General features: G+C 65.9%; 28 protein-coding genes and 2 tRNA genes. 16 read left to right on the top strand and 14 right to left on the bottom strand.

The features are described 5' to 3' along the window. The 3 genes from A3M1_RS26905 to A3M1_RS0112540 all read right to left on the bottom strand — a co-directional run bounded on the left by A3M1_RS26905 (nucleotide 1) and on the right by A3M1_RS0112540 (nucleotide 1,752). A complete protein-coding gene (locus A3M1_RS26905; protein ID WP_245261662.1) occupies nucleotides 1-507 on the bottom strand; it encodes a hypothetical protein in 507 nt (168 codons plus the stop codon). A 434-nt stretch (nucleotides 508-941) separates the two neighbouring features. Next, the gene (locus A3M1_RS0112545) at nucleotides 942-1,283 is read right to left on the bottom strand and encodes a hypothetical protein (RefSeq protein WP_018389321.1); all 342 of its coding nucleotides are present in this window, start codon (nucleotides 1,281-1,283) and stop codon (nucleotides 942-944) included. 70 nt (nucleotides 1,284-1,353) lie between these two features. After that, a complete protein-coding gene (locus tag A3M1_RS0112540; protein ID WP_018389320.1) occupies nucleotides 1,354-1,752 on the bottom strand; it encodes a hypothetical protein in 399 nt (132 codons plus the stop codon). 291 nt (nucleotides 1,753-2,043) lie between these two features. On the opposite strand from A3M1_RS0112540, the gene rnk reads away from it, so the two are divergent. Continuing rightward, nucleotides 2,044-2,475 carry a nucleoside diphosphate kinase regulator gene (rnk, locus tag A3M1_RS0112535; RefSeq protein WP_018389319.1) on the top strand — a complete coding sequence of 144 codons (432 nt, stop codon included), beginning with the start codon at nucleotides 2,044-2,046 and terminating at the stop codon, nucleotides 2,473-2,475. Between the two features lie 102 nt (nucleotides 2,476-2,577). Here rnk and A3M1_RS27180 read toward each other — a convergent pair whose 3' ends face one another. Further along, the gene (locus A3M1_RS27180; protein WP_371258747.1) at nucleotides 2,578-3,093 is read right to left on the bottom strand and encodes a Bro-N domain-containing protein; all 516 of its coding nucleotides are present in this window, start codon (nucleotides 3,091-3,093) and stop codon (nucleotides 2,578-2,580) included. 450 nt (nucleotides 3,094-3,543) lie between these two features. Next, nucleotides 3,544-3,969 (bottom strand): Rha family transcriptional regulator, encoded by a 426-nt coding sequence (locus A3M1_RS0112530; RefSeq protein WP_018389318.1) that lies wholly within the window; start codon nucleotides 3,967-3,969, stop codon nucleotides 3,544-3,546. 30 nt (nucleotides 3,970-3,999) lie between these two features. On the opposite strand from A3M1_RS0112530, the gene A3M1_RS26900 reads away from it, so the two are divergent. Beyond that, nucleotides 4,000-4,563: a hypothetical protein gene (locus A3M1_RS26900; RefSeq protein WP_245261661.1), complete on the top strand. Its 564-nt coding sequence runs from the start codon at nucleotides 4,000-4,002 to the stop codon at nucleotides 4,561-4,563. 212 nt (nucleotides 4,564-4,775) lie between these two features. Here the strand turns inward: A3M1_RS26900 and A3M1_RS26470 are convergent, their stop codons facing one another. Together A3M1_RS26470 and A3M1_RS0112520 are read right to left on the bottom strand one after the other, a co-directional pair. Next, entirely contained in the window at nucleotides 4,776-5,114 is a 339-nt protein-coding gene (locus A3M1_RS26470) for a hypothetical protein (protein ID WP_156029635.1), read from the bottom strand. 200 nt (nucleotides 5,115-5,314) lie between these two features. After that, nucleotides 5,315-5,389, bottom strand: a tRNA-Gln gene (locus tag A3M1_RS0112520). A 177-nt stretch (nucleotides 5,390-5,566) separates the two neighbouring features. On the opposite strand from A3M1_RS0112520, the gene A3M1_RS0112515 reads away from it, so the two are divergent. Both A3M1_RS0112515 and A3M1_RS0112510 read left to right on the top strand, forming a co-directional pair. Beyond that, nucleotides 5,567-5,643 (top strand) — tRNA-Pro (locus tag A3M1_RS0112515). Between the two features lie 139 nt (nucleotides 5,644-5,782). Continuing rightward, on the top strand, nucleotides 5,783-6,685 hold the full coding sequence (locus A3M1_RS0112510; RefSeq protein WP_018389316.1) for an amidoligase family protein: 903 nt from the start codon (nucleotides 5,783-5,785) through the stop codon (nucleotides 6,683-6,685). Between the two features lie 123 nt (nucleotides 6,686-6,808). Here A3M1_RS0112510 and A3M1_RS0112505 read toward each other — a convergent pair whose 3' ends face one another. Continuing rightward, nucleotides 6,809-7,354: a ferritin-like domain-containing protein gene (locus tag A3M1_RS0112505; RefSeq protein WP_018389315.1), complete on the bottom strand. Its 546-nt coding sequence runs from the start codon at nucleotides 7,352-7,354 to the stop codon at nucleotides 6,809-6,811. A 97-nt stretch (nucleotides 7,355-7,451) separates the two neighbouring features. Then, the gene (locus A3M1_RS0112500) at nucleotides 7,452-8,066 is read right to left on the bottom strand and encodes a carbonic anhydrase (RefSeq protein ID WP_018389314.1); all 615 of its coding nucleotides are present in this window, start codon (nucleotides 8,064-8,066) and stop codon (nucleotides 7,452-7,454) included. A 110-nt stretch (nucleotides 8,067-8,176) separates the two neighbouring features. Here A3M1_RS0112500 and A3M1_RS0112495 point away from each other — a divergent pair, with 110 nt between their 5' ends. Further along, the gene (locus A3M1_RS0112495; protein ID WP_018389313.1) at nucleotides 8,177-9,088 is read left to right on the top strand and encodes an MBL fold metallo-hydrolase; all 912 of its coding nucleotides are present in this window, start codon (nucleotides 8,177-8,179) and stop codon (nucleotides 9,086-9,088) included. A gap of 65 nt (nucleotides 9,089-9,153) precedes the next feature. On the opposite strand, the gene A3M1_RS0112490 is transcribed toward A3M1_RS0112495, so the two are convergent. Beyond that, on the bottom strand, nucleotides 9,154-9,939 hold the full coding sequence (locus A3M1_RS0112490; RefSeq protein WP_018389312.1) for a DUF1499 domain-containing protein: 786 nt from the start codon (nucleotides 9,937-9,939) through the stop codon (nucleotides 9,154-9,156). Between the two features lie 22 nt (nucleotides 9,940-9,961). After that, a complete protein-coding gene (locus A3M1_RS0112485) occupies nucleotides 9,962-10,690 on the bottom strand; it encodes an HAD family hydrolase (protein ID WP_018389311.1) in 729 nt (242 codons plus the stop codon). Between the two features lie 58 nt (nucleotides 10,691-10,748). Between A3M1_RS0112485 and A3M1_RS0112480 the strand changes: the two genes are divergently transcribed. Further along, the gene (locus A3M1_RS0112480; protein WP_018389310.1) at nucleotides 10,749-12,107 is read left to right on the top strand and encodes an extensin family protein; all 1,359 of its coding nucleotides are present in this window, start codon (nucleotides 10,749-10,751) and stop codon (nucleotides 12,105-12,107) included. 91 nt (nucleotides 12,108-12,198) lie between these two features. Then, entirely contained in the window at nucleotides 12,199-13,581 is a 1,383-nt protein-coding gene (locus tag A3M1_RS0112475; protein WP_018389309.1) for an aminotransferase, read from the top strand. Nucleotides 13,582-13,803: 222 nt separating this feature from the next. Here A3M1_RS0112475 and A3M1_RS0112470 read toward each other — a convergent pair whose 3' ends face one another. After that, nucleotides 13,804-14,406, bottom strand: coding sequence for a L,D-transpeptidase (locus tag A3M1_RS0112470; RefSeq protein ID WP_026221297.1), 603 nt, complete (start codon nucleotides 14,404-14,406; stop codon nucleotides 13,804-13,806). A 294-nt stretch (nucleotides 14,407-14,700) separates the two neighbouring features. On the opposite strand from A3M1_RS0112470, the gene A3M1_RS0112465 reads away from it, so the two are divergent. Both A3M1_RS0112465 and A3M1_RS0112460 read left to right on the top strand, forming a co-directional pair. Continuing rightward, entirely contained in the window at nucleotides 14,701-14,949 is a 249-nt protein-coding gene (locus tag A3M1_RS0112465; protein WP_018389307.1) for a hypothetical protein, read from the top strand. 253 nt (nucleotides 14,950-15,202) lie between these two features. Next, nucleotides 15,203-16,180 carry a magnesium transporter CorA family protein gene (locus A3M1_RS0112460; protein ID WP_018389306.1) on the top strand — a complete coding sequence of 326 codons (978 nt, stop codon included), beginning with the start codon at nucleotides 15,203-15,205 and terminating at the stop codon, nucleotides 16,178-16,180. Nucleotides 16,181-16,258: 78 nt separating this feature from the next. Here the strand turns inward: A3M1_RS0112460 and A3M1_RS0112455 are convergent, their stop codons facing one another. Both A3M1_RS0112455 and pdxH read right to left on the bottom strand, forming a co-directional pair. Next, entirely contained in the window at nucleotides 16,259-16,999 is a 741-nt protein-coding gene (locus A3M1_RS0112455) for an SDR family NAD(P)-dependent oxidoreductase (RefSeq protein WP_018389305.1), read from the bottom strand. A 48-nt stretch (nucleotides 17,000-17,047) separates the two neighbouring features. Then, nucleotides 17,048-17,674: a pyridoxamine 5'-phosphate oxidase gene (pdxH, locus tag A3M1_RS0112450; protein ID WP_018389304.1), complete on the bottom strand. Its 627-nt coding sequence runs from the start codon at nucleotides 17,672-17,674 to the stop codon at nucleotides 17,048-17,050. Between the two features lie 141 nt (nucleotides 17,675-17,815). On the opposite strand from pdxH, the gene A3M1_RS0112445 reads away from it, so the two are divergent. From A3M1_RS0112445 to A3M1_RS0112415, 7 genes are all read left to right on the top strand, one after another. After that, nucleotides 17,816-18,202 carry an RT0821/Lpp0805 family surface protein gene (locus tag A3M1_RS0112445; RefSeq protein ID WP_018389303.1) on the top strand — a complete coding sequence of 129 codons (387 nt, stop codon included), beginning with the start codon at nucleotides 17,816-17,818 and terminating at the stop codon, nucleotides 18,200-18,202. 101 nt (nucleotides 18,203-18,303) lie between these two features. Then, nucleotides 18,304-19,260, top strand: coding sequence for a DnaJ C-terminal domain-containing protein (locus A3M1_RS0112440; RefSeq protein ID WP_018389302.1), 957 nt, complete (start codon nucleotides 18,304-18,306; stop codon nucleotides 19,258-19,260). A 136-nt stretch (nucleotides 19,261-19,396) separates the two neighbouring features. After that, entirely contained in the window at nucleotides 19,397-20,194 is a 798-nt protein-coding gene (gene fabI / locus A3M1_RS0112435; RefSeq protein WP_018389301.1) for an enoyl-ACP reductase FabI, read from the top strand. Nucleotides 20,195-20,217: 23 nt separating this feature from the next. After that, entirely contained in the window at nucleotides 20,218-20,826 is a 609-nt protein-coding gene (locus A3M1_RS0112430) for a hypothetical protein (RefSeq protein WP_018389300.1), read from the top strand. Then, a complete protein-coding gene (locus A3M1_RS0112425) occupies nucleotides 20,823-21,410 on the top strand; it encodes a histidine phosphatase family protein (protein ID WP_018389299.1) in 588 nt (195 codons plus the stop codon). Before A3M1_RS0112430 ends, A3M1_RS0112425 begins: the two co-directional genes overlap by 4 nt. A gap of 22 nt (nucleotides 21,411-21,432) precedes the next feature. Further along, the gene (locus A3M1_RS0112420; protein ID WP_018389298.1) at nucleotides 21,433-22,812 is read left to right on the top strand and encodes a M17 family metallopeptidase; all 1,380 of its coding nucleotides are present in this window, start codon (nucleotides 21,433-21,435) and stop codon (nucleotides 22,810-22,812) included. A 113-nt stretch (nucleotides 22,813-22,925) separates the two neighbouring features. Further along, nucleotides 22,926-23,276: a MarR family transcriptional regulator gene (locus tag A3M1_RS0112415; RefSeq protein WP_018389297.1), complete on the top strand. Its 351-nt coding sequence runs from the start codon at nucleotides 22,926-22,928 to the stop codon at nucleotides 23,274-23,276. Nucleotide 23,277 lies beyond the last annotated feature (1 nt).

Here is a 23,277-nt window from a genome sequence, read left to right as displayed (position 1 = left end):
TCACGCTCCAGCGGCTGCGGGGCGTTCAGCGAGGCGGCGCTCTACCTCAGCCTCAAGGGCCGCCTCTTCGGCCACCTTCCGCTCAGCCTCGCGCGCCACATAAAGCCGCACCATTTCCTCGTGGTCGCTCGCCTTCGTCGCCCACGCGCGTGCCTTCGTATCCAATTGCTCCGGCCATATCTTCCACGCGAGGCGCAGGGCAAGGCGTTTCAGCCGCCACCGGAAGGGGTTAGTGAGGGCGGTAAGAAGCGCCACAAAGAGCAGGATGGCGATGAGCAGCGGCAAGCCGAGAACGAGCCACGGCACAGAGGCAGCCAGTCGCGCCGCGCGGGGCCAGTGATAGGCCGGCTCCGAGAGGTCGGCTTGGATCGTCGCGCGCCCGCATCCAATCTCAATGGAGCCCGCCCGTTGAAGGTCGAGCGAGAAGAAATCACGCCACGTCATGCCGGCTGATTGCCGGTAGAAGTTCCAGTCGAAGAAGGCCCCGCCGATAAGCGGCAGGGTCACGGACACCCCAAGCCGTTGCGGAGGCGGGCACGTGGCGGCAATGTAGGCCCCCCGCTCATCGGCACTGAGGAACGACCATGGGCGCTGAAGCAGGAGATGGAGGCGTCCGGCGCGAAGCTCCAAATCGCCCCTACCGTCGCTCCAGCAATCAAAGAAGTGCCCCTCAGCCGTCGGCCACCACTCGGCCACAACGCCACCGATGCCCGGTATGCGCAGGGATAGATGCTCAAACCAGCGCCCACGGGGGGCCGGGCCTTCCGCCTTATGGGGCTGTTCGGTGGTGGCAGGGGCATCGGAGGCGGCGGAGGAGGTCATCGTTAATGAGCCCTTTATGGAGACGTGAGGGCACCTGAGTAATGGCGTCGAGAATCTGCCGTCCAACGAGTTTTTGGAATCCATCCGCCATTTGGATTCACGATGCTGATGGATCGAAATCAGCTCCCCACCGTGCTCCTCCCGCTGCCGCCGCCCTCGATCTGCTCCAGAACCCGCCTCCCCGCCTTGGTGAGGTGTATCGCCACCGCCCGGCCATCCTCATGGGGGAGCGCCGCCACGAGGTTCAGTCCTGGCCCCGTGTAGTCACCACTTCCGAGACGCTGAAGCTGCCGGAAATACTGCCGTCCTACACCCAACAGCCGGCCTATCTCGGAGGACGTGGCGCCCTCCCTCTCCGCGACCGTGAGGAGCATTATCGCCAGCGGCAGGGGCATCTCTGAGAAAGTGTCACGGATTTGGATGAGGGACCGGAGAAGGTCATCCGTGGCTATCTTCGGCATCCCCGAGCGGCTCCCCTAGCGTGCCCTAACTGTATGAATCCAAGGAGATTCGGGGTCAAGGCGCTGTGCTCTAGGAACAACCTTCCCTCCCTATACTGGACCCGTAAGCGCCCCGTGGCCGCCTCTCGGGGGTCGCCGCGAGGTCCGTGTCGAGGATGCGGGGCTCGTTGTCGATGGTGGCGATGGTGAGGGCGTGATTGCGGCCGGCGCGGGATAGGAAGATGAGGCCGCGATTGGGGAACGGGCTACTGTGTGGATTTCCCACCATAGAGCGCGTGACCACTAGGCGCCCATGCTTGAGGACGTTGAAGTAACCGAGGTAACGCCGAGCCGCGCCCGCCTCCATGTCGTAGCCGGCAGTCCGCAGCAAGTCCCGCGCCGCCATAAGGTCGCCCTTCTCCGGGTGGTCTTTGGCGAGGGTTTCGGTGCCGCCCGGCCGCTTCAGAACGCCGCCCTGCTTTACCGCCATGGGGCACAGAACACCCCTCCCGCCTGCCGCTACGGCAGAGATTTGACTTTGGCGGGGACAGCCCCCAACTTCCGGGTATGACTATCGCGCGCGCACAGCATCAGCACTTTCGGGTGTGTCCCATCGCGGGACACTAGACCCCGGCTCGGTCGCTCAGCGCCCTAGCACCGGGGCGCGCGGGGACACTCTGTAGACCGCTAAGCCGCCTTGGGCGGCAACAATCCACATCATCAGACCAACGACACGCGAAGCGCGCGCCGCGCTCTGCGTCCATTTTAATTGGAGACTTCAATGACGCTCGCAAGCCGCAAGCCGGCCATCCTCATCACCCGCGACGACCGCGCACGCCTGACGAAGCTCGCGGACAGCTATGCGACCAGCCATCCCGACCTTGCCGAGGAGCTTTACACGGAGCTGGACCGGGCGCGGGTTGTCGTCACGGAGAAGCCCGGCTCCCCGTTCGTGCGCCTCGGCTCGCGGTTCAGGTTCACCACGGATGACGGGGACGACCGCACCGTGACGCTCGTTCTCCCGGGAGAGGCCGATATCTTGGCGGGGAAGGTGTCCGTGATGACGCCCATGGGGGTCGCGTTGATCGGGCTTTCAGGGGGGCAGTCGATGAAGTGGACGGCTCGTGATGGCACTGTCCATACGCTCACGGTCGTCAGCGTGGAGGCGGACAAGGAGGCTGTCAGCGGCGAGCTGGCTGGCGCCGGCTCCTGAGGGGGCGGATGGCCGGCTTTCCGGGGTCGTCTGGAGCATGCGGGGTTGTCGTTGATATTGGCGATGGCGAGGGCGCGGCCCCTCAGGGACAACCTTCCCTCCCTATACAGGACCCGTAAACTCATCTCCCCCCCCTCGTCCGGCATCTCGGCCACCGTGCCCTCGCCTACGGTCGCCCGGTCGGCGCCCTGAAGGACGTAGCCGCCCGTCTTGCAGGCGCCTCCGGCGCTGGGGGATGGTGGGCAGCAGCTCTCCGAACACCCAATCCTTGAAGGCGCGCGCTTCCGGCTTGTTGCTCCGGGCGATCAACTCGTAGAGGCCGGCTTCGGAGACCAGGGCATTAGGCCGCCCACCCTGCGGGCCGGTATCAACCCTCCCACGGCGAACATCAATCGGATTGAGGTTCGTCAGGTGGCGGGAAGAGCCGCCAGCGAGAGTGAGGCCGAGGGCGCGGCAAACGTCGTCGCAACGAACCACGGGTTCCCCTCCAGAGGCACCACGCGGATGCGGTAGGTGGTCGTTGCGTTGCCGTTGCGGGTGCCTAAAGACGCTGCGATGGTAACATGACGCCAGAGAAGGGAGGCGCGTGTGGACTATTATGAAGGGGTCGTCCTGCACTATTTGCGGGCTGACCGCGCGATATTCGTGAACTCAGAGTGCTGTGTCCAAGTCAACGCGGCTGAGAACCCCGATATGAGCGGCCCGCATTGGTATTGTGACGCAGCGGCAGTGGACTTCCGGCAGCAGACTGTATTTCTGTGCGAAATCTCATACAGCGTCGGACTTTCAACGCTCGCGAAAAGGCTCATGGCGTGGCAAGCGCATTGGGACGACATTCGAGTTGCTCTTGTGCGCGATAGCTTCCTACCCCAAGGCTGGCCAGTACGGCCGTGGCTCTTCGTCCCTGAGGCTCTCATTCCGCTTCTGCTGAGACGGCTTGAGCAGGCAGGCGCGGGCGCCCCGCCTCGGTTCACGCCTCGCATAACCCCCCTCGAAATGACACAGCCGTGGCGGTTCAGGTCGTGGAACCGTGTGGGGGAGGCAGCAAAGCCGGACAGCATCCCGCCCTCAATGCAGAAATAGAAACGCGCGATGGCCGCCTCTCCGGGGTCCCTCCAGCGCCGATACGGCGCCTATGAAGTTTGGGAGCTGGGGAGCCTGAGGGGCCTTCAACTGCGCCTCCATGCGGTTGAACTCCTCGATGTAGCGGACCTTGAAGGCGAGCGCCGTCTTGCCGGTGAAGCCCATCGCGAGGAGCGTGAAGCCGTCGCGGGTCATCTCGTAGGCTGGGAGAGTGCGGCCTGTGCTGTCCGTGTAGGAGCTGAGCGCAAAATTGCGTTCAGTGCTTGGGGCCTCCGAGGTGAGGGCCTGAATGCTGCGGATCACGTCCGCGTGCCGCTTCCCGAAGAACGCCGCAACGTCCCGGCTGGAGGCGTAGACGGTGCCGTTTCGGGTGTACACGGCGGGCGTGGAGGTGGAGGCTAATGCCCGCACCAATAACTCCCCAATCCATAGGAATAAATCGTGGCAACAATTTCAATCCATGAACGGCGGCGACGAGCGCCCGGACATTACTACGCGAACGCGGATAATGCGCGTTTCAGTTCACACCTCCTGTCTGTGATTGGAGTGGCGTCTTCTACAGAGGCGGCGGATGCAATTGGTTACAATGGCAGCACTTCCATAGCGCTTGCTGAAGCCGTGCGGCGAGAGATGAGCCTTGCAATGGAATTGATAATCAAAGCCGTGATTGCTCAGCGACTGGAGAACGGCGAGAGCCTTTCCGTGGCATCGGTCCCGATGTCTCACAATATTCCCACACTTTGGAAGCAAGCGCGGTTGCCATCGCTCGACGAAGCCGATCAGAAGCGCCTCCAAGCGCTTGGTGTAATAATGACTTGGGCCGGTCGCTACGCGGCGCCAGTCCCCGCAAAAGAAGATAACCCGGACTTCTCATATCCGGTAACTCAGGTGGGCAAGATTGGCGACGCGCCGCTGCTTCGCCTCGTATCAGTCTGTTGGGACGACTTTGACCGCATTTATCAAATCGCTCAGCGGACACTATGGCACCTCTCGCCCACTTTTTAAATCGCCCTCACATAGCCCCAAGACGCCTCCTTGCGGGCCTCTTCAAGCGCCGCCTCTAGGAACTGCTGGCCTATCAGAAGGGCGCGTATGGCCGCCCTAGGGTCCCCTGAGCAGGTCGCTATCACCTCGTCTATGTCCCCCAGCGCCGAAAGGCGCCTGCCTCGGTGATGTCGAAGGCGGGCGCTTCGGGGGCGTCAGGCAGGGCCAGCGACTCACCATCCACGCTTGTAAAGCTCGTCCCAGCCCAGCAACGGCCTATATGCATCGTCAAATCCACTCACGTGTCGCATAGCGGTCGAATCGTAGATTCTTCGAAGAACCTTATTCATCTCCAAGAGCCGAGCAGTCTCTTCTGTTGACACCAGAGAGTTGGCGTCCACCAATGACGAAATTCTCGATGTCTCGGCTTGAATTTTATCAAGAATATCCACGACATTTGAATCCTGTCTTTGTGCAAAATAGCCACGCGCCATTATCTCTGATGCCATTCCATTCTGAAATATAAGCTTTTTCTGCTCATTGAGCCGCCTCTTCTTCAGCCAGCCAAACATGCTCCCACCTCCTAGCTGCCTCATCGGTCGGAAAACAGTCTCGCACCGAAATACCTTTCCGTCATGTGCTGGAGACGACAACACGGAAATCACTATCCGCCTGCGGCATCAAATGGCACATCACGACGGGTGTATTCGTGGGTGTATTTGTCGGGTGTAGCCGCAGATTAAATCCTTTGATTTCAAAGGCTTATCTGGATTGGCTGGGGCGGGAGGATTCGAACCTCCGCATGGGGGAATCAAAATCCCCTGCCTTACCGCTTGGCGACGCCCCAACGGGTTCGCGACCGGGCCGGCGCGTTCCGTGGGCGCGGAGATAGCCACAGCTGGCCGCCGCTTTCAACCTCGACGCTCGGGCAGGCCACAGGCAGCTTATCCACCGATCCCCCAAGCAAGTGGTGGCAGGGGCCTTGTCGGCCCGCTCATTCGCATGCTAGAGGCTCGCGCCAAGGCGGAGTGTAGCGCAGCCTGGTAGCGCACCTCGTTCGGGACGAGGGGGTCGCAGGTTCAAATCCTGCCACTCCGACCATACTTTCCCGAGACTATCCATGTTTCTGCCGAGACGACCCACCGCCCCTCGGGGCGGTGGCGGCGGCATGCGAGCGATCTGGACATGGCCTGCGCCCTCCCCATATCGGGCTGATGAGCCAGCCCCCTTGGCGCCTCGCGTGAGCGCGCCTTCCCCGTCTTTTCTGCCGCTCCCCTCGCCACTGACCGTGGAGGGGCGCCCGCGTCTGGTCGGCGTCGAGATCGAATTCGTCGATCTGTCCGAGCGAAGGGCGGCGGAATGCCTGCAGGCGGTGCTCGGCGGCACGGTCGAGGAAGAAGACCCCTATGCCTTCCGGCTGGCAGATTCGCGACTCGGCAATATCGGCATCGAGCTCGACATGCGTCATGTCCACCCCCGGCGCGACGGGCCCGGGCGCTGGCTGGGGCCGCCGCTGGCCTCCTGGCTGGGTGCGGCCATGCAGCCCTTCGTGCCGCGCGAGATGATCGCCGCGCCGCTGGCGCCGAAACGGCTTGGCGAGCTCGACACGGTTATGCTGACGCTGCGCGAGGCGGGAGCGGGCGGCGAAGGAGCGATCCTCACCGATTCGCTGGGCCTGCACTTCAACATCATGCCCGTGGCGACGGATGCGCCGACCCTGCTGCGGCTGCTGCAGGCCTATCTGGTACTGGAGCCCTCCCTGCGGGCCGAAATCCTCATCAGCCGGCTGATGCGCTTTCACGCGCCGCCGCCCTATCCCTCAGCCTATGTGCGGCGGGTGCTGTCACCCGACTACCGGCCCAACCTCGACGATCTCTGCACCGACTATCTGGCGGCCAATCCGACGCGCAAGCGCTCGCTCGATCTGCTCCCGCTGTTTCTGCAGCTGTTTCCCGAGCGGGTCGGACCGCGTATTCGCGGCAAAGTGAAGCCGCGCTCCGTGCTGCATTACCGGCTGCCGCTGGCCTATGTCGGGCGGCCGGGCTGGAGCCTCGCGGCGGACTGGAACCGCTGGGTCGCTGTCGAGGTACTTGCCAACGACCCGGACCGGCTCGCCGAGGCGTGCCGGCGCGCCAGCGCCTAGGCATTTTCGAGCGAAGTGGACACCGATTCGCGCGAAGAAATGTGTAGAACGATTAACTAGAGCACTGCTGGTGAAACGGTTTTCACCGGAGTGCTCTAAACGGCTGTAATCACGCGCAAGGCCTCAGCTGGCGATCGCCACGGCCACCGGCCCTTCGCCGCCTTTCCCCAGAGCACGGGGGTTCAGGCGCTTCTCGGCAAGCTGACGCATCGTCTGCGCTGTCCGCTGATGCTGAATCAGCCCGGCCTGCAACAGCCGGGCGCAATCGGGCCGTCCAACCGCATCCAGCCAACCCATCAGCGTGGCATAGCGCCCCGATGCATAGCTTGCGGCCGACTGGACGGCGCCGGCAATGGCGGTGTCGAGCACCCGGCAATCGTCGATCTCTCCGGAGAGCTCTTCCGCACTGATGAAAATGCCATCTATGGCCGGGCTTTCTGCCGCCCGGGGATGACAATCGCGCCGCTGGCAGACCTGTTCGATCTGAATGACATTCGCCGCGCCCGCGCTCGCGCAGGCGTCCAACGCCCGGCACAGCGCCGCGTCCGATGTCTTGCCCGCCATGATCGCCAGAGTCTTGGCAATCCGACGCTCGGTATAGAGAAGCTCGCCCAGACCCTGGACGAGGAGGTCATCGAGTGACCTGATATCTTTCGAGAGCAGTCCCATGGCACATCCTCCCGCCGTGACTGAAGGTCGGGACAACCCGGCCATCCGCGAAACGCTCGGGCGGGAGGCTGGGTTCCATGGGGATGCGCCGAAAGTATTAGGCTGGGGTGAAGGTCCCGTCCGGGCGCAATTTTTCAAGCACGCCGGTGGCTACGGCGAAATAGGCCCCCTGCAAGGCAAGCCGGCCGTCCTCGATCCTCTCTCGGACCCAGGGAAAGGTCTCGAGATTGCGCAGCGAGAGCTTGACGCACTGATATTCGAGAATGGTCCGGCGCTCGGCGGGATCATCGCTGAGCTTGAGTGCAATATCGCGTGCCGGGCCACCGATTCGGATCCAGTCGGGCAAAAAGTCCTGCGCCTGCGGCGGCGCGCCGTCGATCAATGCGCCGGCACCGCCGCACAGCGCGTGGCCGAGCACCACGATCTCGCGCACCTCCAGGACCCGAACCGCAAACTCGATGGCCGCGCTGGTGCCGTGGTGCAGGTGATCGGGGATCGTGTAGGGCGGAACCAGATTGGCGACGTTGCGCACCACAAAAAGCTCGCCCGGCCCGGCGTCGAAAATCATGGACGGATCGACGCGGCTGTCGGAACAGGCGATGACTAGCGTCTGCGGCTTCTGGCCGAGAGCAGCCAGCCTTTCAAATAGCGCCTTGCGCTCCGGCCAGGCGGTGGCACGAAAGCGGCGATAGCCGTCAAGCAGTTTGTCCATCCCTCATCCTTGCGATAGGCAGGCCGCGCAATAGCTGAATAGACGCGCCGGGGCCGGCGCGCAAACGGGTCGGAGCCGACGGGCGAAGCCGCGGCCGCGAGAGGCACATCATGGCGGAAGACATTCCCTTCGACCGGCGCTTCGACGCCCTCCCGGGGGTGGTGGAAGAGGTTGCGTTGGGCGTGCGCCGGGTGCTGGCTCCCAATCCCGGGCCGTTCACCTTCACCGGCACCTGTACCTACATCGTCGGGCGCGGCGAGGTGGCCATCATCGACCCGGGGCCGGACGACGCCTCGCATGTCGCCGCCGTGCTTGCGGCGGTGAGTGGCGAGAGGGTGACGCACCTGATGCTCACCCACACCCATCGCGACCATAGCGGCGCGCTGGCGGCGCTGCAGGCGGCGACGGGGGCGCCGACCTATGCAGAGGGCCCGCACCGCGCCGCCCGCCCCCTGCACGCTGAGGAGACCCCTGCGCTCGATTCCGCCGGTGACCGTGCCTTCCTGCCTGATGTCGCGCTGGCCGACGGCGCCCGGGTGGAGGGCACCGGCTGGACGCTCACGGCATTGGCGACGCCCGGCCATACCGCCAACCACATGGCCTTCGTTCTGGAGCAGGCGGGCGCAATCTTTGTCGGCGACCATGTCATGGGCTGGTCTACCACCGTGGTGGCACCGCCCGACGGTTCGATGAACGACTATATAGAATCGCTCCACCGGCTCGGCGAGCGGCCGGAGACGGTGTATCTTCCCGGCCATGGCAACGTTATCGCGCAGGGGCCCGCCTTCGTCGAACGTTTCCTCCGTCACCGCCAGTCGCGCGAGACGGCCATTTTGCGAGCGCTGGAGCGGGGGCCTCGCTCGATACCGGACATTGTGCGGGCGATCTACTTCGGCCTCGACCCCCGTCTCGCCGGGGCGGCGGGGCTTTCCACGCTGGCTCATCTCGAAGATCTGGTGGAACGTGGCGACGTCCTCACCGAAGGCCCTGCGCTGCGCACCGGCCTCTACCGCCTGCCCTGAGCCGAAGTGGCGCGGGATCGGGACCGAAGCTGCCCGGAGGGCCAGCGACCGGCCTCGGGGCCGCCTCAGCGGCGCAACGGGCGGCCCTGCTGGTCGGCGAGTTCGGCGAAGAGCTGGGAAATGCGCCGGGCATTGGAGCCGAAATCGGCATCGCCGCTGCGCGCCGAGGAGCGCATGTCGACCCGTGTGCCGGTCGCGATCGGGCGGACGCGAATCACCAGATCGTCGCGCAGCCCGAAGGGCAGGCTGCGGGCCACGGCCTCGACCCGGCCATCGCGGCCATCGCCCGGCGGCACCGCATCGACGATCAGCCATTTATGGCGCTTGGCAAGCGTCAGCAGCCCGCGGAAAATTTCATCAGGGGGAGCATCGAAGGTCATCGGCTTGATGCCGGGATAAAGATCGAGCTGCATCACGGCCAGCCGGTCGCCGGGATAGACCAGGCTGTTGGCGGCACGCGAGCGAGCGGCACCCAAGGTGACGAAGTGCGGCGGGTCCAGGGGGTCGGTGGTCACATCGGGCAGGTTGCGCACGCCCATGCCGAAAGCCGCCAGCGTTGCCGTCGGCATGATCAGCACCAGCGCCAGCGCGGCGGCTCCAATAACGCGCCAAAGACCCTTGAGCCCCTCGTTCCAGATCACCACAAAGCCCGCCAGCGCCAACGCCAACGCCAACGCCGCCACTCCCACCCCTGCCAGCACGGTGTAGAGCGCGCTGCGGAAATCGAGCGTCTCGGTGGCAAAGAGCACCGCACCGATGAACGTGACCGGAAAGGCGAAGATGGCCGTGCGCAGGCTCCAGACGGCGAGCCGCGACATCCGCTCCTCAATGTAAAGCCGCCGGCGGATCATGGCTGGCTCTCCCCCGCTCGCCTCACGCCACGGCGACCTCGGCCCCCGCCGCGCCGAGGATCAGCGCGGCGAGTTCCTCCACCGTGTCGACGACAAGATCGGCTTCATGGGCAAAATCGTCCACAGGCGCCGGGCCGCACCGGACGAGCACGGCGATCGCGCCGGCGGCGCGGGCGGTTTCAAGGTCATGCCGCGTATCACCAACCAAAGCGATTGCGGACGGGGGCAGGCCGGTGAGCGCGGCGAAAGCCTGCACCATGCCGGGGGCCGGCTTCGAGCCATAACCCGAATCATGGCCATAGACCGCGCTCAGATAGGGCGAGAGGCCAAGACGGTCGGCCTGCAGGCGCGCATTCGGCTCCGCATCGTTGGTGGCGATGCCGAGCGGCAGTCCGAAGGCGTGCAATCGCGCCAGCGTTTCAGCCGGCCGGCCGATCGGCGTGAGGAAGCGCTCCCCCTCCTCGCAAAAGAGAACGTCCACCTGATGATAGAAGGCTGTATCGGCAACCCGCGCGAGAATCTCCGCCCAGAGCGGACCATATTGGCGGGAGGAACCGGCGATCAGTGGCGAGGTCTGCAGGAACCGCCGCTCGTCAGCGATATAGTGGCTGGCGTGGAACAGACGTTCCAGCGTAACACCCTCATCGCCCGCCAGACGCCGCATCACCGCACCGGCGGCGGGTCCCCAGGTGTGGTCAAAGTCGACAAGAGTACCATCCTTGTCGAACAGAATGGCGCGTGGCGCGTTCACTGTCTGTCGCAATCCCGTTCGTCCGGGCCTGTAAGCCGGCATTGGAAGGCCTGATAGCATGGATTTTCGTCGGCTCCCATCTGGCTCCGTTTTTCCCCTCGCGGCGCTCGCAGGCCTGGCCCTGGCGATGGTCAGCGCGCTTCCGCTCGCGGCCCAGCCTGTAGAGGAGCTGAAACAGTCGATCGACGAGGCCGGTACGGCGGTCAACCGTCAGCTCGGCGAATGGCTTGGGGTGACGCCGGAAAAACCCGCCCGGCGCAAGGCCTCGACCAAGCCGAGGGCGGATGCCAGCATCCCGCTGCCGCGCCCCCGACCGCAGGACATAGAGGCGGCGGCGAATACCCCGGCAGACATCCCGTCGCCCGCGCCGCGCGATGTGACCGACGCCGTGAGCGCCCCGGCGGACAGCGATGTTTCGGCCCCCGCAACACTGGCGCCGCCCGCCCCACCTGTGGTCCCGGTGGAGCCACGCCCCAGCCGGCGGGAGCCGGCCATCGTGGCCTCGCCTACTCCCGAAGGCACGGCTGAGCCGGTCGAATTGCCCTCATTGCCGGCGCGCACGGATGCGCCGGCTGAACCGATTATCGAGGTTACCGTCCCTCTCCCCCCGCCCGGGCCGGAGCGCCAGGTGGCTGCCCTGCCGCCGGTGCCGCCCTCAGACCCTTCGCCGGCGCCCGCAAGCGAAGCCCCGTCCAGCGTGGCTGTCCCCACCATCTGCCCGGAACTCTCGAATGAGAACCTTGGCGTGTTCTCCCCAGTTGCGGTGACAGCCACCAACGCCGCCTGCACCGTCGACAGGGGCGTCAGCCTCTCTGCCGTGCGGATGAAGGACGGGCGGCTGGTGACTCTGGAGCCGGCGGCGACGCTGCGCTGCGAAATGGCCGCCGCCGTCGCCCGCTGGGTACGCGACGGGGTAGAGCCGGCCGTGGCCACGCTCGGCGCGCCGCTCGACAAGGTGCTGGTCGCTGCCTCGCAGCAATGCCGGCCGCGCAACCGCGTCGCCGGGGCCAAGATCAGCGAGCATGGCAGAGGCAACGCCATCGACACCGGCGGCTATGTGCTGAAGGATGGCCGCCGCTTCATCATCGGCGTGCCCGCGCCGGGCAGCGCCGACCAGCCCATGCCGGTAGCCTTTCAGGAATTGCTGAAGGCGAGCGCCTGCGCCGAGTTCACTACCATTCTCGGGCCCGGCTCTGACGGTTATCACGAGTTGCACCTGCACGTGGACCGGGCCGAGCGGCGCAGCGGGGCGGTGCTTTGCCGCTGGGCCGTCGCCGAGGCGAAAGCCAAGGTGCCGCGCCCGCCGAAAAAGCCGGATATTCCAGCCGCGACTGACGATGGGGAAGATGCCGAAAGGGCGGATCACACGTCCCCGGACGGCGGATCTGCCACCGAAAACCCCGGAACAAGTCAATAGGAACGCGGTTCCGACCAAGGGCGCGCTTCCGGCGCGCCCGCTGGCGCTTTAGGGTAGGCCCCGGTTCCACCCGGCCGGCGGAGTAGCTGCCATGCTTACCAATCTTCAGGCTCGCGACGTCGAGACCCTCATCCACCCCTATACCAATCTCGCCACCATTCGCGAGACCGGGCCGCTCATCCTCGAACGTGGAAAGGGCGTGTGGGTGCACGATGTGGACGGCAAGCCCTATCTCGAAGGCATGGCCGGCCTCTGGTGCACGGCTCTCGGCTATGGAAACGACGAACTGGTCGATGCGGCGGCGACGCAGATGCGCAAGCTGCCCTTCACCCACATCTTCGGCGGCAAGAGCCACGACCCCGCGATCGAGCTCGCGGAAAAGCTGAAGGAGATGGCCCCAGTGCCGATCTCCAAGGTGTTCTTCACCAATTCCGGTTCAGAGGCCAACGACACCCAGATGAAGCTCGTCTGGTATATGAACAATGCGCTGGGCCGTCCGAAGAAGAAGAAGATCATTTCCCGCATGCGCGCCTATCACGGCGTGACCATAGCCTCGGCCTCCCTCACCGGCCTGGCCGGCAATCACAATGATTTCGACCTGCCGATCGCCGGCGTGCGGCACACCAGCTGCCCGCATTATTATCGGCTGGCGGAAGCGGGGGAGAGCGAGGAAGACTTCGCCACCCGCCTCGCCGCCGACCTGGAAGCCCTCATCATCGCCGAGGGGCCGGAGACGGTCGCCGCCTTCATCGCCGAGCCGGTGATGGGCGCCGGCGGGGTAATCGTGCCGCCGAAGACCTACTACCCGAAGATCCAGGCGGTGCTGAAGAAGTACGACGTGTTCTTCATCGGCGACGAGGTCATCACCGGCTTCGGGCGCCTGGGCACTGCCTTCGGCAGCGAAGCGATGGAGATGCAGCCCGACTCGATCTCCGTCGCCAAGGCACTCTCCTCCGCCTACCAGCCGATCGGCGCGGTGATGATTCCGGAGATGATGTATGAGGCCATGCTGACCGAGAGCACCAAGCTCGGCAACTTCGGCCATGGATACACCTATTCCGGGCACCCGGTAGCCGCCGCCGTGGCGGTGAAGACGCTGGAAATCTACGAGCGCGAGAGCATCTTCGAGCGGGTGCGGGCGAAGATCCCGCAGTTCGACGCCCGCTGCGCGGCGCTGGAAGACCACCCACTGGTGGGCGAAGCCCGCCGCAAGGGACTGGTGGCCGGCATTGAGCTGGTGGCGGACAAGAAGACCAAGCACCAGTTCGACCCCAAGCTCGCCATGGCGGCCAAGTGCGTCGCCTTCTGCCAGCAGGAAGGGCTGATCCTGCGCAACGTGTTTAGCGATGCCGTCACCATCTGCCCGCCGTTGGTTATTTCCCCGGCGGAGATCGACGAATTGTTCGACCGCCTCACCCGGGCGCTCGACAAGACGCTGGACTATGCCGTGCGCGAGAACCTTCTGGCGGCGTAAGGCGCGGCGTCCATGGCGTCATCCCCGGGCTTGGCCCGGGGATGTATGACTTTGGACGACCCACACGAAAAGGCGTGGGATGGCCGGGGCAGGCCCGGCTGGAACGTTCCTCAATCTGCACCACCGACGGGACGGCGGCACCAAGGGCCACATTCGTACCGCACAAACAAAAAGGGCGCTGCCGGCGGCAGCGCCCTTTTCATATGAACCGTGCCGCCAGCGTCAGAGGACGACGACGTTGGCCCCCTGCGGGACGCGGGTATAGAGGTCGATAACGTCCTCGTTGAGCATGCGGATGCAGCCCGAGGAGATCGCGAAGCCGATATATTCGGGCTGGTTGGTGCCGTGGATGCGGAACAGCGTGTCCTTATTGCCCTGGTAGAGGTAGAGCGCGCGCGCTCCCATCGGGTTGTGCGGGCCGGGGCCGACGAAGTTCGGGATACCCGTGAGCCGCTGCTTGATTTCCGGGGTCGGCGTCCAGGTCGGCCATTCGGCCTTGCGACCCACCTTGGCCTCGCCCTTGAACGCCAAGCCTTCCTCGCCGACGGTCACGCCATAGCGGATCGCCTTGCCGTTGCCCTCGACGAGATAAAGGAACTTCTTGTCCGTATCGACGACGATGGTACCCGGCTTCTCGGTGCCGGCATAATCGACGATCGCCCGCTGATACATCTCCGGCGGCAGTACCTTCTTGTAGGGCGCACTGGCCAGCAGCTTCTTGTCCCGCGGCGTCAACGACGCCTCGGGTGCCGCCTGCCGCTGTGCATTGCTGCACGCACCCAGAAGAACCGCCAACAGGACAACCCCCGCCCCGCGCAAAACCATTTCCAAAGCTCCGAATCCCGCCACGCGCGCCTCGCGCGTCAAATCGCTCGCTACCCGTCGATTAGCCCATGTGCGATCCGCCTTGAAGGGGCCACATGAGAGACACCGGTTCGTCGCCATAAGTTGTTGCGCAAAAACATCAGTTCCGTTGGAAGAGGTCGAAAAAGCCGAGAGCAGGCCGGCTACGCAACGAGAGGCCTTATCTCGGACCCCGACTTTGCATATTTTTGACGCAGTCGGCGCCCACTTCGTCGGCAGCCACCCGGAGCGGGGTGGTCCAACCTGGAGAACGTCATGTCTACCGAAGAAGAAAGCCCGGCCCAACAGAGCCGCGCGACCGAGAGCCGGCCTAGCGAGCGCTGGGACCGCGCTGAGCAGAGTGCCCATTGGCGTGAGATCGGCATTTCGGCCGTTGCCGCCGCTGCCCGCTACGCCTCCTCCAAGAAGACGGTATCCGATGCCCCCGTTCCGGGCGCGGCGCGGACCGACGATGCGGAAGCCAAGGTCATCACGCTTCGCGACGTGGAATATTTCGCGGCCTGACGCCGCCCCCTTCTCCCACTGCCGATGAAGGACTAACCGCCCCCCGACCGGGTGCCGCGCTGGCGTGCGCCCGGACAGGACAGGCGCGTCCGATTTGCACTGGGAGACCGCACTGGTGCGGCTCTGCGCCTTGGCATTTTCTGATTGATCGGGTGATTTCACCCGATCGGAAAAGGCATTGGGCAGGGGCCGGCTGGAATCCGCCTGCGATCCAGAGCATGGTCGGCCCCGGCGCGAGACGGCCGGAGGAATCATGATCACCGCCTATTGCATCCGCGAGGGACTGCTCGCCCCGGTTCCCGTGCGGACCGTGGACGACATGCCCGACGACGCCGTCTGGGTCGACTTGTTCCGCCCCTGCGAGGGGGAGGATCGGATCATTGAGGCCGCGCTGGCCCTTTCCGTGCCGACGCGCGAGGAAATGGTCGAGATCGAACCCTCAAGCCGCCTTCGGGTGGAAAATGGCGCGCGCTACATGACCGGCGCGATCGTCTGCAACAGCGAGGGCGAGAAACCGGCTCTGGCCGAAATCTCCTTCATCCTCGCCGGCAGCCGGCTCGTAACCGTGCGCTATGAGGAGCCCAAGCCGTTCCGCCTTGTCATCGCCAAGCTGGATCGCGCCTGTCCACCGGGCACGCGGGGGGAACGGCTGCTGCTGATTCTGCTCGACACTATCATCGACCGCGCCGCCGACATCATCGAAAGGCTGGCCGCCGACATTGACGCCGATTCGCAGGAGGTTTTCGCCAGCGAGTCCGCGCGCTCGGGCGACAGTCATCGTTTCCGCACCATCCTGAAGCTACTCGGCCGGCGAGGCGATCTCGCCTCCAAGGTGCGGGAGAGCCTCGTCTCCATGGGGCGGCTCGTCACCTTCCTGGCGACCGAGGGCGAAGCGCAGCGCTTCGACAAGGACCAGCGTGCGCTGCTGAAAAGCATGCAGCGCGATGTCGTCTCGCTGAACGACCATGTGTCCTATCTCGGCAACAAGATCACCTTCCTGCTCGACGCCACGCTCGGCATGGTGGGGATCGAGCAAAACAACATCATCAAGATCTTCGCGGTGCTGTCGGTGGTGTTCATGCCCCCGACCCTGATCGCCTCGATCTACGGCATGAACTTTCAGCACATGCCGGAACTCGACGATCGCTGGGGCTACCCGCTCGCGCTCATCGCCATGCTGGCGGCGGCCATCGGCCCCTATCTCTTCTTCAAGTGGAAACGCTGGCTCTAGCGCCAGCATTCCCTCAGGGGCCCGTTGCCCGGCCGGGCCACGGCCGGCCATCACGCACAGGGCGCCAAGCCCGCCGCCTCAGACGTGCTGGCCGCCATTGATGTGGATTTCGGCGCCGTTCAGATAGGACGAGGTCTCCGTGCACAGCACATAGATGATCTTGGCCACCTCGTCGGGCGTGCCCAGCCGCTGCATCGGGATCTGCTCGACAATCTTCTCCGTGCCCGGCGACAGGATCGAGGTGTCGATCTCACCCGGGGCAATGGCGTTCACCCTGACGCCCAGCCGGCCGAAATCGGCCGCCATCTCACGGGTCAGGCCGGCCAGCGCCGACTTGGAGGTCGCATAGGCCGCACCGGCGAAGGGGTGCACCCGCGAGCCGGCGATGGAGGTGACATTCACCACCGCGCCATGGGTGCGCTTCAACTCCTCCAGCAGGCCGCGCGCCAGCAGGATCGGGGCGAAGAAGTTCACCTGGAACACCCGCCGCCAGTCTTCTTCCGGCGTGTTGAGCGTGCCGAGCCGCGCGCCGCCCGCTCCCTTCGGCGAAATGCCGGCATTGTTCACCAGCGCATGCAGTTCGCCATTGGCCAGCCGATTCTTGATTTCGTCCACCGCCCGCAATGTGTCCACCGGGTCGGAGAGGTCGACCTGGATATGGTCCTCCGGGCCCATCTCCCACGGACAGTTTTCGGGAAAGGCATGGCGCGAGCAGGTGATGACGCGCCACCCCGCCGCGGAGAAGCGCTTGACGGTGGCGTGGCCGATGCCGCGCGAGGCGCCGGTGAGCAGGAGGGTGCGGCGAGGCTGATTGTTCATGGGCGATGTCTTAGCTCAGAGGGGGGGCGGTGTCAGGGACAAAGCCACTCAGGGAAAAAGGCGGGTCTTGGTCCAGTCGGACATGTCGGCAGTGTCGCGCGAAAACACGACACGGTCATGCAGGCGGAACGGCCGATCGTGCCAGAATTCGATCTGAATCGGGCGGATGCGGAAGCCAGTCCAATGCGCCGGACGCGGCACCGAGCCGAGGGCGTATTGCGCCGTGACCTTCGCCACCGCCGCCTCCAGCGCGAAGCGCCCTTCCATGGGGCGCGACTGCTGGCTTGCCCAGGCGCCGATCTGCGACAGGCGCGGGCGCGAGGCGAAATAGGCGTCGGCCTCCGCGTCACTCACCGTTTCCACCGCGCCCCGCACCCGCACTTGCCGGCGCATCGATTTCCAGTGGAACACGGCCGCCGCCTTCGGCACGGCCGCCAGTTCGCGCCCCTTGGCGCTGCCTGTATTGGTGAAGAACACGAAGCCGCGCGCATCGCGCTGGTTCAGCAGCACCATCCGCACATCGGGCAGGCCATCCGCGTCCACCGTGGCCAGGGCCATGGCGTTGGGATCGTTCGGCTCGCTCTTCTTGGCCTCATCAAACCATTCCTCGAACAGGAGAAAAGGCTCCGTTGAGGCCGTGAAATCACCGGATGTTAACTGTTCAGGCGCTTCCATGAGGGTCTCTTCAAGCGGAAGAATACGGGACCCATGGGCATGTTCCACAGGCAGCGGAGGTTTGAGGTGGGCGGTGCAGCGAGCACTCGCCCCCCATATAAGCCCGCGGCATCGTTCCGCACAGCACCCTGCGCACTCACTTTGCTGGCCATCGCCCTTCTGGCTGGCGGATGCTCCACCGGGCCGGACCTCGACACCTTGGCCACCGGCTCGGTGACGCCCCGCGCCTATGCCCGCGAGCCGGTGCCCAAAGGCATCGCGCCTGAGGATTGGGCCGCCGCGCGTACCGCCCTCGCCGAAGCGCTGCACGACAAGAACGCCGCGCCCAGCGTGCCGTGGGAAAACTATGCGAGCGCCACCCGCGGCACGGTGACGCCGCTCGGCGAGACGCGCGATGGCGGCAAATGCCGGGAATTCCTCATGAGCTTCGTGCATGAGGCACGCGAGGACTGGCTGCAGGGCGAGGCCTGTCACGCGGGCAAGAGCGGCTGGAAGGTCGACCAGGCGCGCCTGCTCGATCGGAGCTGATCCACTCACACGCGTTCTTGCCTGGGCCTCGTGCCGTTGCATCCCGGCAACACCGTCACTACATGCTCGAGAGCCGGAACCGCCGGACGAGAACACCATCCATGCGCGATCCCTATGACATCCTCGGCGTCGCTCGCAATGCCGACCAGAATGAGATCAAGCGGGCTTTCCGTAAGCTCGCGAAGAAACTGCACCCGGACGCGAACAAGGACAGTCCGAAGGCGCAGGAGCAGTTCGCCGAGCTGAACGCGGCGCATGAGATTCTGTCCGACGTTGACAAGCGCGGTCAGTTCGACCGTGGCGAAATCGACGCCGAAGGCAAGCCACGCGGCTTCGAGGGCTTTCCCGGCGGCGGGTTCAATCGCGGCTTCCGTCGCGGTGCCCCGGGTGAGAACCCCTATGAGAGCTTCTCCTTCGGCCCTGAGGGCGCGCGCCGTTCCGGTCATGGCCCTCATGACGCTGGCGGCTTCGACGACGTGATCGCCGACATACTCGGCGGCCTAGGGGGGCGCGGACGGAGCAAGGCGCGTGGCGCGGGTGGCGAGATGCCGCGCGGCGGCGACGTGGATATCACTGTGCCGGTCGCGCTGGAACGGGTCGTCGAGGGCGGGTCGGTGAAGGTCCACCTGCCCAATGGACGCGCCGTCGAGGTCAAGATCCCCGCCGGCGCGGTCGAAGGCCATCGCATGCGGCTGAAGGGGCAGGGCGAGCCAAGCCCGTTTGGCGGCGCGCCGGGCGATGCCTATGTGGTCGTCGCCTATGCCCCGCACCGACACTTCCGCATCGAGGGCACCGACCTGCGCGCCGATGTGCCGCTACCGCTGGCCGATGCCGTGCTCGGCGGCAAGGTGCGGGTGCCGACGCTGGGCGGTGAGGTCGCGCTTTCCGTTCCCGCCCACACCCAGTCGGGCCGCACCTTCCGCTTGCGTGGCAAGGGCCTGCCCAAGGCTGACGGCGCCGCCGGCGACCTGCTCGCCACCATGCGGATCATGCTTCCCGAGGCGCCGGATCCGGAGCTTGAAGCGCTGATGCGCCGTCGGCGTGAGGCTGCTCCCTGAGCCATGCCTCCGGCGGGAACCGCCCGCGCGCCACCGCTCGCTTGAGCGGGTCCTGTTGCTGTGCGATAGGAACCTGCGCCCAGAAAGGTGGGCAGCAGTACGGAGCATCGTGACGAGCATGGCATCGGGCGGATTGATGAGCGGCAAGCGCGGCCTGGTGATGGGAGTGGCGAATAACCGCTCCATTGCCTGGGGTATCGCGAAGGCGGCCCACGCGCAGGGGGCGAAGCTCGCCCTCACCTATCAGGGCGAACCGCTGCGCAAGCGCGTCGAGCCTCTCGCCGCTGAACTTGACGCCGCCATCGTCGGCCATTGCGACGTCACTGATCCCGCCACCATCGACGCGGTGTTCGCCGAGACCGAGCGCCAGCTCGGCGGGCTGGACTTCCTCGTCCACGCCATCGCCTTCTCGGACAAGAACGAGCTGGATGGGCGCTATGTCGACACCACGGCGGAGAATTTCAGCAAGACCATGCTGATCTCCTGCTACAGCTTCACGGCGGTCGCCCAGCGGGCCGAGAAGCTGATGTCCAAGGGTGGCTCGATGCTCACCCTCACCTATTACGGCGCCGAGAAATGGATGCCGCACTACAACGTCATGGGCGTCGCCAAGGCCGCACTGGAGGCCAGCGTGCGTTATCTCGCGGCTGATCTCGGTCCGAAGAACATTCGGGTCAATGCCATTTCCGCCGGCCCGATCAAGACCTTGGCTGCCTCCGGTATCGGTGATTTCCGCTACATTCTGAAGTGGAACGAGCTGAACGCACCGCTGCGCCGCACCGTCACCATCGATGAGGTGGGCGATGCCGGTATGTATTTGCTCTCCGATCTCGGGCGCGCCGTCACCGGCGAGGTGCACCATGTGGATGCGGGCTACCATATTGTCGGCATGAAGAACCCGGACGCGCCCGACCTCACCCTCGATCGCGACTGAGTCGACCCCAGCGGAGCACGCGCATGATGAAGGCCCGTCTGAAAACGCTCTTCCGCCCGCTCGCCCTGGCGGCACTGGCGGCCGCGACGCTCGGCCTCGCTGGCACCGGGCCGGCGGCGGCGCAGTCGGGCCCCATCATCATCAATCCGCCGCCGGGGTCGGGCCTTCCCTATGTCCCGCCGCCAGACGCGCAGGACAGCGGCGTGCCGCCGACCTTCCAGCAATACCCGCTGATCAACCGCATCTTCGGGTTCGGCGGCGCCATCTTCCCCGGCTATGTGAGCCCGAGCGACGGCCGCAACGATTTCGACCGCCGCGGCTTCCTGACAGGGGGGCGCCAGGGTCGTGTGCTGTTCGCCGCCGGCTCTGCCGATTCGCTGTGCCAGATGACGCAGGCGCCGCAGGTGAAGGTGCTCTCGGCACCGCCGGGCGTGAAGCTGAACTTCACCATAGGTAAGTTCACGGCCACCGGTGTTGACGGCGGCTCGCATCGCTGCCTCGGCCGCACGGTCGGCGGCGTGCTGGTCACCGCCAAGGGCCGCGCGCCCGCCGGCTCCACTGTAACGCTACGGGTTTCCTACCCGTTCAAGCGGATCAGCTACACGCATGTCGTGAGCTTGCCGTCCAAATGACCCGTCGCATCTTCCTCGTCCGGCACGGTGAGACCGACTGGAACCTCGCCGGTCGCCTGCAAGGCACGCACGACATCCCGCTCAACGATCTCGGCCGCGAGCAGGCGGCCGACACGGCGCGCGTGGTCGAGCGCCTGAGCGGCGGCGCACGCCATCTCGATTTCGTGGCCAGCCCCCTCAGCCGTGCCGCGCAGACCATGGCGATCCTGCGCGCCGAACTCGGCCTGCCGCCCGACACCTTCCGCCGCGACCCGCGCCTGCGCGAGATCAGTTTCGGCCGCTGGGAGGGCTCCACCTGGCCAGAACTGCGCCGGCGCGACCCGGTGAGTCTGGCCGCACGCGATGCCGACCCGTGGAACTTCGCCCCGCCGGGCGGTGAAAGCTATACCGAGCTTTCCACCCGGGTGCTGGCCGCCATCGGCGAGCTTCAGGGCGACAGCGTGGTGGTGACGCATGGCGGGGTGGTGCGGGCCATGCTGCACGCCTTTGCCGGCATGCCGCCCAGCGAGGCGGTGGAACTACCCGTCCGCCAGGGCGCGGTCTATCTGATTGAGAACGGCGCGTTTGAACTCGCCGTCGCCTGACGGCGCTTGCGGAGACGACCCCATGGCCGCCCAGCTGATCCACGCCGACGCGGCCCTCTCGCCCCGTCCGATCTGGTGCGTGACGCCGCAGAACTGGCGTAACGTGGCGAGCGACCTGCCCGCACCGGCGCTTGCCTTCGCAGAAGCCAGCGGATTCAAGGCGGAAGCCGGCGCGCTGCTGGTGCTGCCGGCGGCAGATGGGTCGATCGCTGGCGTGCTGTTTGGCTGCGAGGAGGCGCCACGCGACCCGCTGAGCTTTGGCAAGCTCGCCACCGCGCTGCCGGCGGGCGACTATGTCCTCGCCCACCCCCCCGCCAATCCGCGCCTCGCCGCGCTCGGCTTCCTGCTTGGAGGCTATCGCTTCACCCGCTATGGCAAGCGGCCCGTGGCCGATGTGCGTCTTGTGGTGCCCGATGGGACCGATGAGGCCGATCTGCGCCGCACCGCCGAGTCGGTGGCGCTGACCCGCGATCTCGTCAACACCCCCGCCAACGATCTGGGCCCGGCCGAGATCGAGGCGGCGGTTCGCGCGCTTGCCGCACGCTTTGGCGCGCAGGTGAGCGTGACCACCGGGGACGACCTGCTTGCCGCCAATTTCCCGCTCATCCACGCCGTCGGCCGCGCCTCGCCGCGCGCGCCGCGCCTAATCGACCTTTCCTGGGGCGAACCGGGCGCACCCAAGGTGACGCTGGTTGGCAAGGGCGTGGCTTTTGATACGGGCGGGCTCGACATCAAGCCGTCGAGCGGCATGCTCTTGATGAAGAAGGACATGGGCGGCGCCGCCAACGCCATCGGCCTCGCGCAGATGATCATGGGACGGGCGCTGCCGGTACGGCTGCGGCTCATCGTGGCGGCGGTGGAGAACGCCATTGACGGCTCGGCCTTCCGTCCCGGCGACGTCTTCCCCTCGCGCAAGGGTCTCACCGTCGAGATCGGCAATACCGACGCCGAGGGCCGGCTGATTCTCGCCGACGCTCTCAGCCTTGCCGACGAGGAAGCCCCCGAGCTGCTGATCGACTTCGCCACTCTCACCGGCGCCGCCCGCGTCGCGCTAGGCCCGCAGCTGCCGCCCGCCTACACCGAGGACGACGCGCTCGCCGCCGACCTCGCCCGCCACGGCGCGGCGGAAGCCGATCCGTCCTGGCGGATGCCGCTGTGGCAGCCCTACGCCTCCATGCTCGACAGTAAGATCGCCGACCTGAACAACGCCCCCGGTGGGGGCTTCGCCGGCTCGATCACCGCGGCGCTGTTCCTGCAGCGCTTCGTCTCCCGTGCGGGCGCGTGGCTGCATCTCGACATCTACGCCTGGAACCCCTCCTCCCGCCCCGGCCGGCCGGAAGGCGGCGAGGCACAGACCATCCGCGCGCTCGACGCGCTGCTCGCGGAGCGCTACGGCAGCTAGGGCCGCGCGACGTTGCGTCAGTCACGGCGCCGTTAATCCTTTCTTCGTCGCGAAGCCGCCATAGTCCGGGGAACAATCCGCAGCCGTAACGATTGCGGACCGGGGACACGGCAATGGCGATCGAACTGCGTCCATCGCAGGCGTTGCGTCTCCTGCACGAGCTTTCCCTCGCGCAGGTGCGCGACGACGCGCCCGATCTCAGCCCCCGCCAGCTCGCCATCCTGCTCAGCGTCTATCTGGAGGCCCCGCCGCACACGGTGCGTGGCCTTGCCGCCCGTCTCGGCGTCACCAAGCCGGTGATCACCCGCGCGCTCGACACGATGGGCCAACTCCGCCTCGTCTCCCGCAGGCGCGACGAGGCGGATCGACGCAATGTCATCATCCAGCGTACGGTAGAGGGTGCGCTCTATCTGGAACGGCTCGGCGATCTCGTCGTTGCCACGGCCCGCTCCCTGCCGCGCTGAA

It is taken from the genome of Ancylobacter sp. FA202, from assembly GCF_000380205.1.
In the GTDB taxonomy this organism is placed as follows: Bacteria; Pseudomonadota; Alphaproteobacteria; order Rhizobiales; family Xanthobacteraceae; genus Ancylobacter.
The sequence above is the reverse complement of the archived record's forward strand: the minus strand, read 5'-3'. Positions and strand labels throughout refer to the sequence as shown.

Bases quoted from the DNA above. Each gene is read 5' to 3' on its own strand.
- A3M1_RS0112545 (WP_018389321.1), bottom strand. From the start codon at position 1,283: ATGCCGAAGATAGCCACGGATGACCTTCTCCGGTCCCTCATCCAAATC.
- A3M1_RS0112540 (WP_018389320.1), bottom strand. From the start codon at position 1,752: ATGGCGGTAAAGCAGGGCGGCGTTCTGAAGCGGCCGGGCGGCACCGAA.
- rnk (WP_018389319.1), top strand. From the start codon at position 2,044: ATGACGCTCGCAAGCCGCAAGCCGGCCATCCTCATCACCCGCGACGAC.
- A3M1_RS26470 (WP_156029635.1), bottom strand. From the start codon at position 5,114: ATGTTTGGCTGGCTGAAGAAGAGGCGGCTCAATGAGCAGAAAAAGCTT.
- A3M1_RS0112505 (WP_018389315.1), bottom strand. From the start codon at position 7,354: ATGGGACTGCTCTCGAAAGATATCAGGTCACTCGATGACCTCCTCGTC.
- A3M1_RS0112500 (WP_018389314.1), bottom strand. From the start codon at position 8,066: ATGGACAAACTGCTTGACGGCTATCGCCGCTTTCGTGCCACCGCCTGG.
- A3M1_RS0112495 (WP_018389313.1), top strand. From the start codon at position 8,177: ATGGCGGAAGACATTCCCTTCGACCGGCGCTTCGACGCCCTCCCGGGG.
- A3M1_RS0112490 (WP_018389312.1), bottom strand. From the start codon at position 9,939: ATGATCCGCCGGCGGCTTTACATTGAGGAGCGGATGTCGCGGCTCGCC.
- A3M1_RS0112480 (WP_018389310.1), top strand. From the start codon at position 10,749: ATGGATTTTCGTCGGCTCCCATCTGGCTCCGTTTTTCCCCTCGCGGCG.
- A3M1_RS0112475 (WP_018389309.1), top strand. From the start codon at position 12,199: ATGCTTACCAATCTTCAGGCTCGCGACGTCGAGACCCTCATCCACCCC.
- A3M1_RS0112470 (WP_026221297.1), bottom strand. From the start codon at position 14,406: ATGGTTTTGCGCGGGGCGGGGGTTGTCCTGTTGGCGGTTCTTCTGGGT.
- A3M1_RS0112465 (WP_018389307.1), top strand. From the start codon at position 14,701: ATGTCTACCGAAGAAGAAAGCCCGGCCCAACAGAGCCGCGCGACCGAG.
- A3M1_RS0112460 (WP_018389306.1), top strand. From the start codon at position 15,203: ATGATCACCGCCTATTGCATCCGCGAGGGACTGCTCGCCCCGGTTCCC.
- A3M1_RS0112455 (WP_018389305.1), bottom strand. From the start codon at position 16,999: ATGAACAATCAGCCTCGCCGCACCCTCCTGCTCACCGGCGCCTCGCGC.
- pdxH (WP_018389304.1), bottom strand. From the start codon at position 17,674: ATGGAAGCGCCTGAACAGTTAACATCCGGTGATTTCACGGCCTCAACG.
- A3M1_RS0112440 (WP_018389302.1), top strand. From the start codon at position 18,304: ATGCGCGATCCCTATGACATCCTCGGCGTCGCTCGCAATGCCGACCAG.
- fabI (WP_018389301.1), top strand. From the start codon at position 19,397: ATGAGCGGCAAGCGCGGCCTGGTGATGGGAGTGGCGAATAACCGCTCC.
- A3M1_RS0112430 (WP_018389300.1), top strand. From the start codon at position 20,218: ATGATGAAGGCCCGTCTGAAAACGCTCTTCCGCCCGCTCGCCCTGGCG.
- A3M1_RS0112425 (WP_018389299.1), top strand. From the start codon at position 20,823: ATGACCCGTCGCATCTTCCTCGTCCGGCACGGTGAGACCGACTGGAAC.
- A3M1_RS0112420 (WP_018389298.1), top strand. From the start codon at position 21,433: ATGGCCGCCCAGCTGATCCACGCCGACGCGGCCCTCTCGCCCCGTCCG.
- A3M1_RS0112415 (WP_018389297.1), top strand. From the start codon at position 22,926: ATGGCGATCGAACTGCGTCCATCGCAGGCGTTGCGTCTCCTGCACGAG.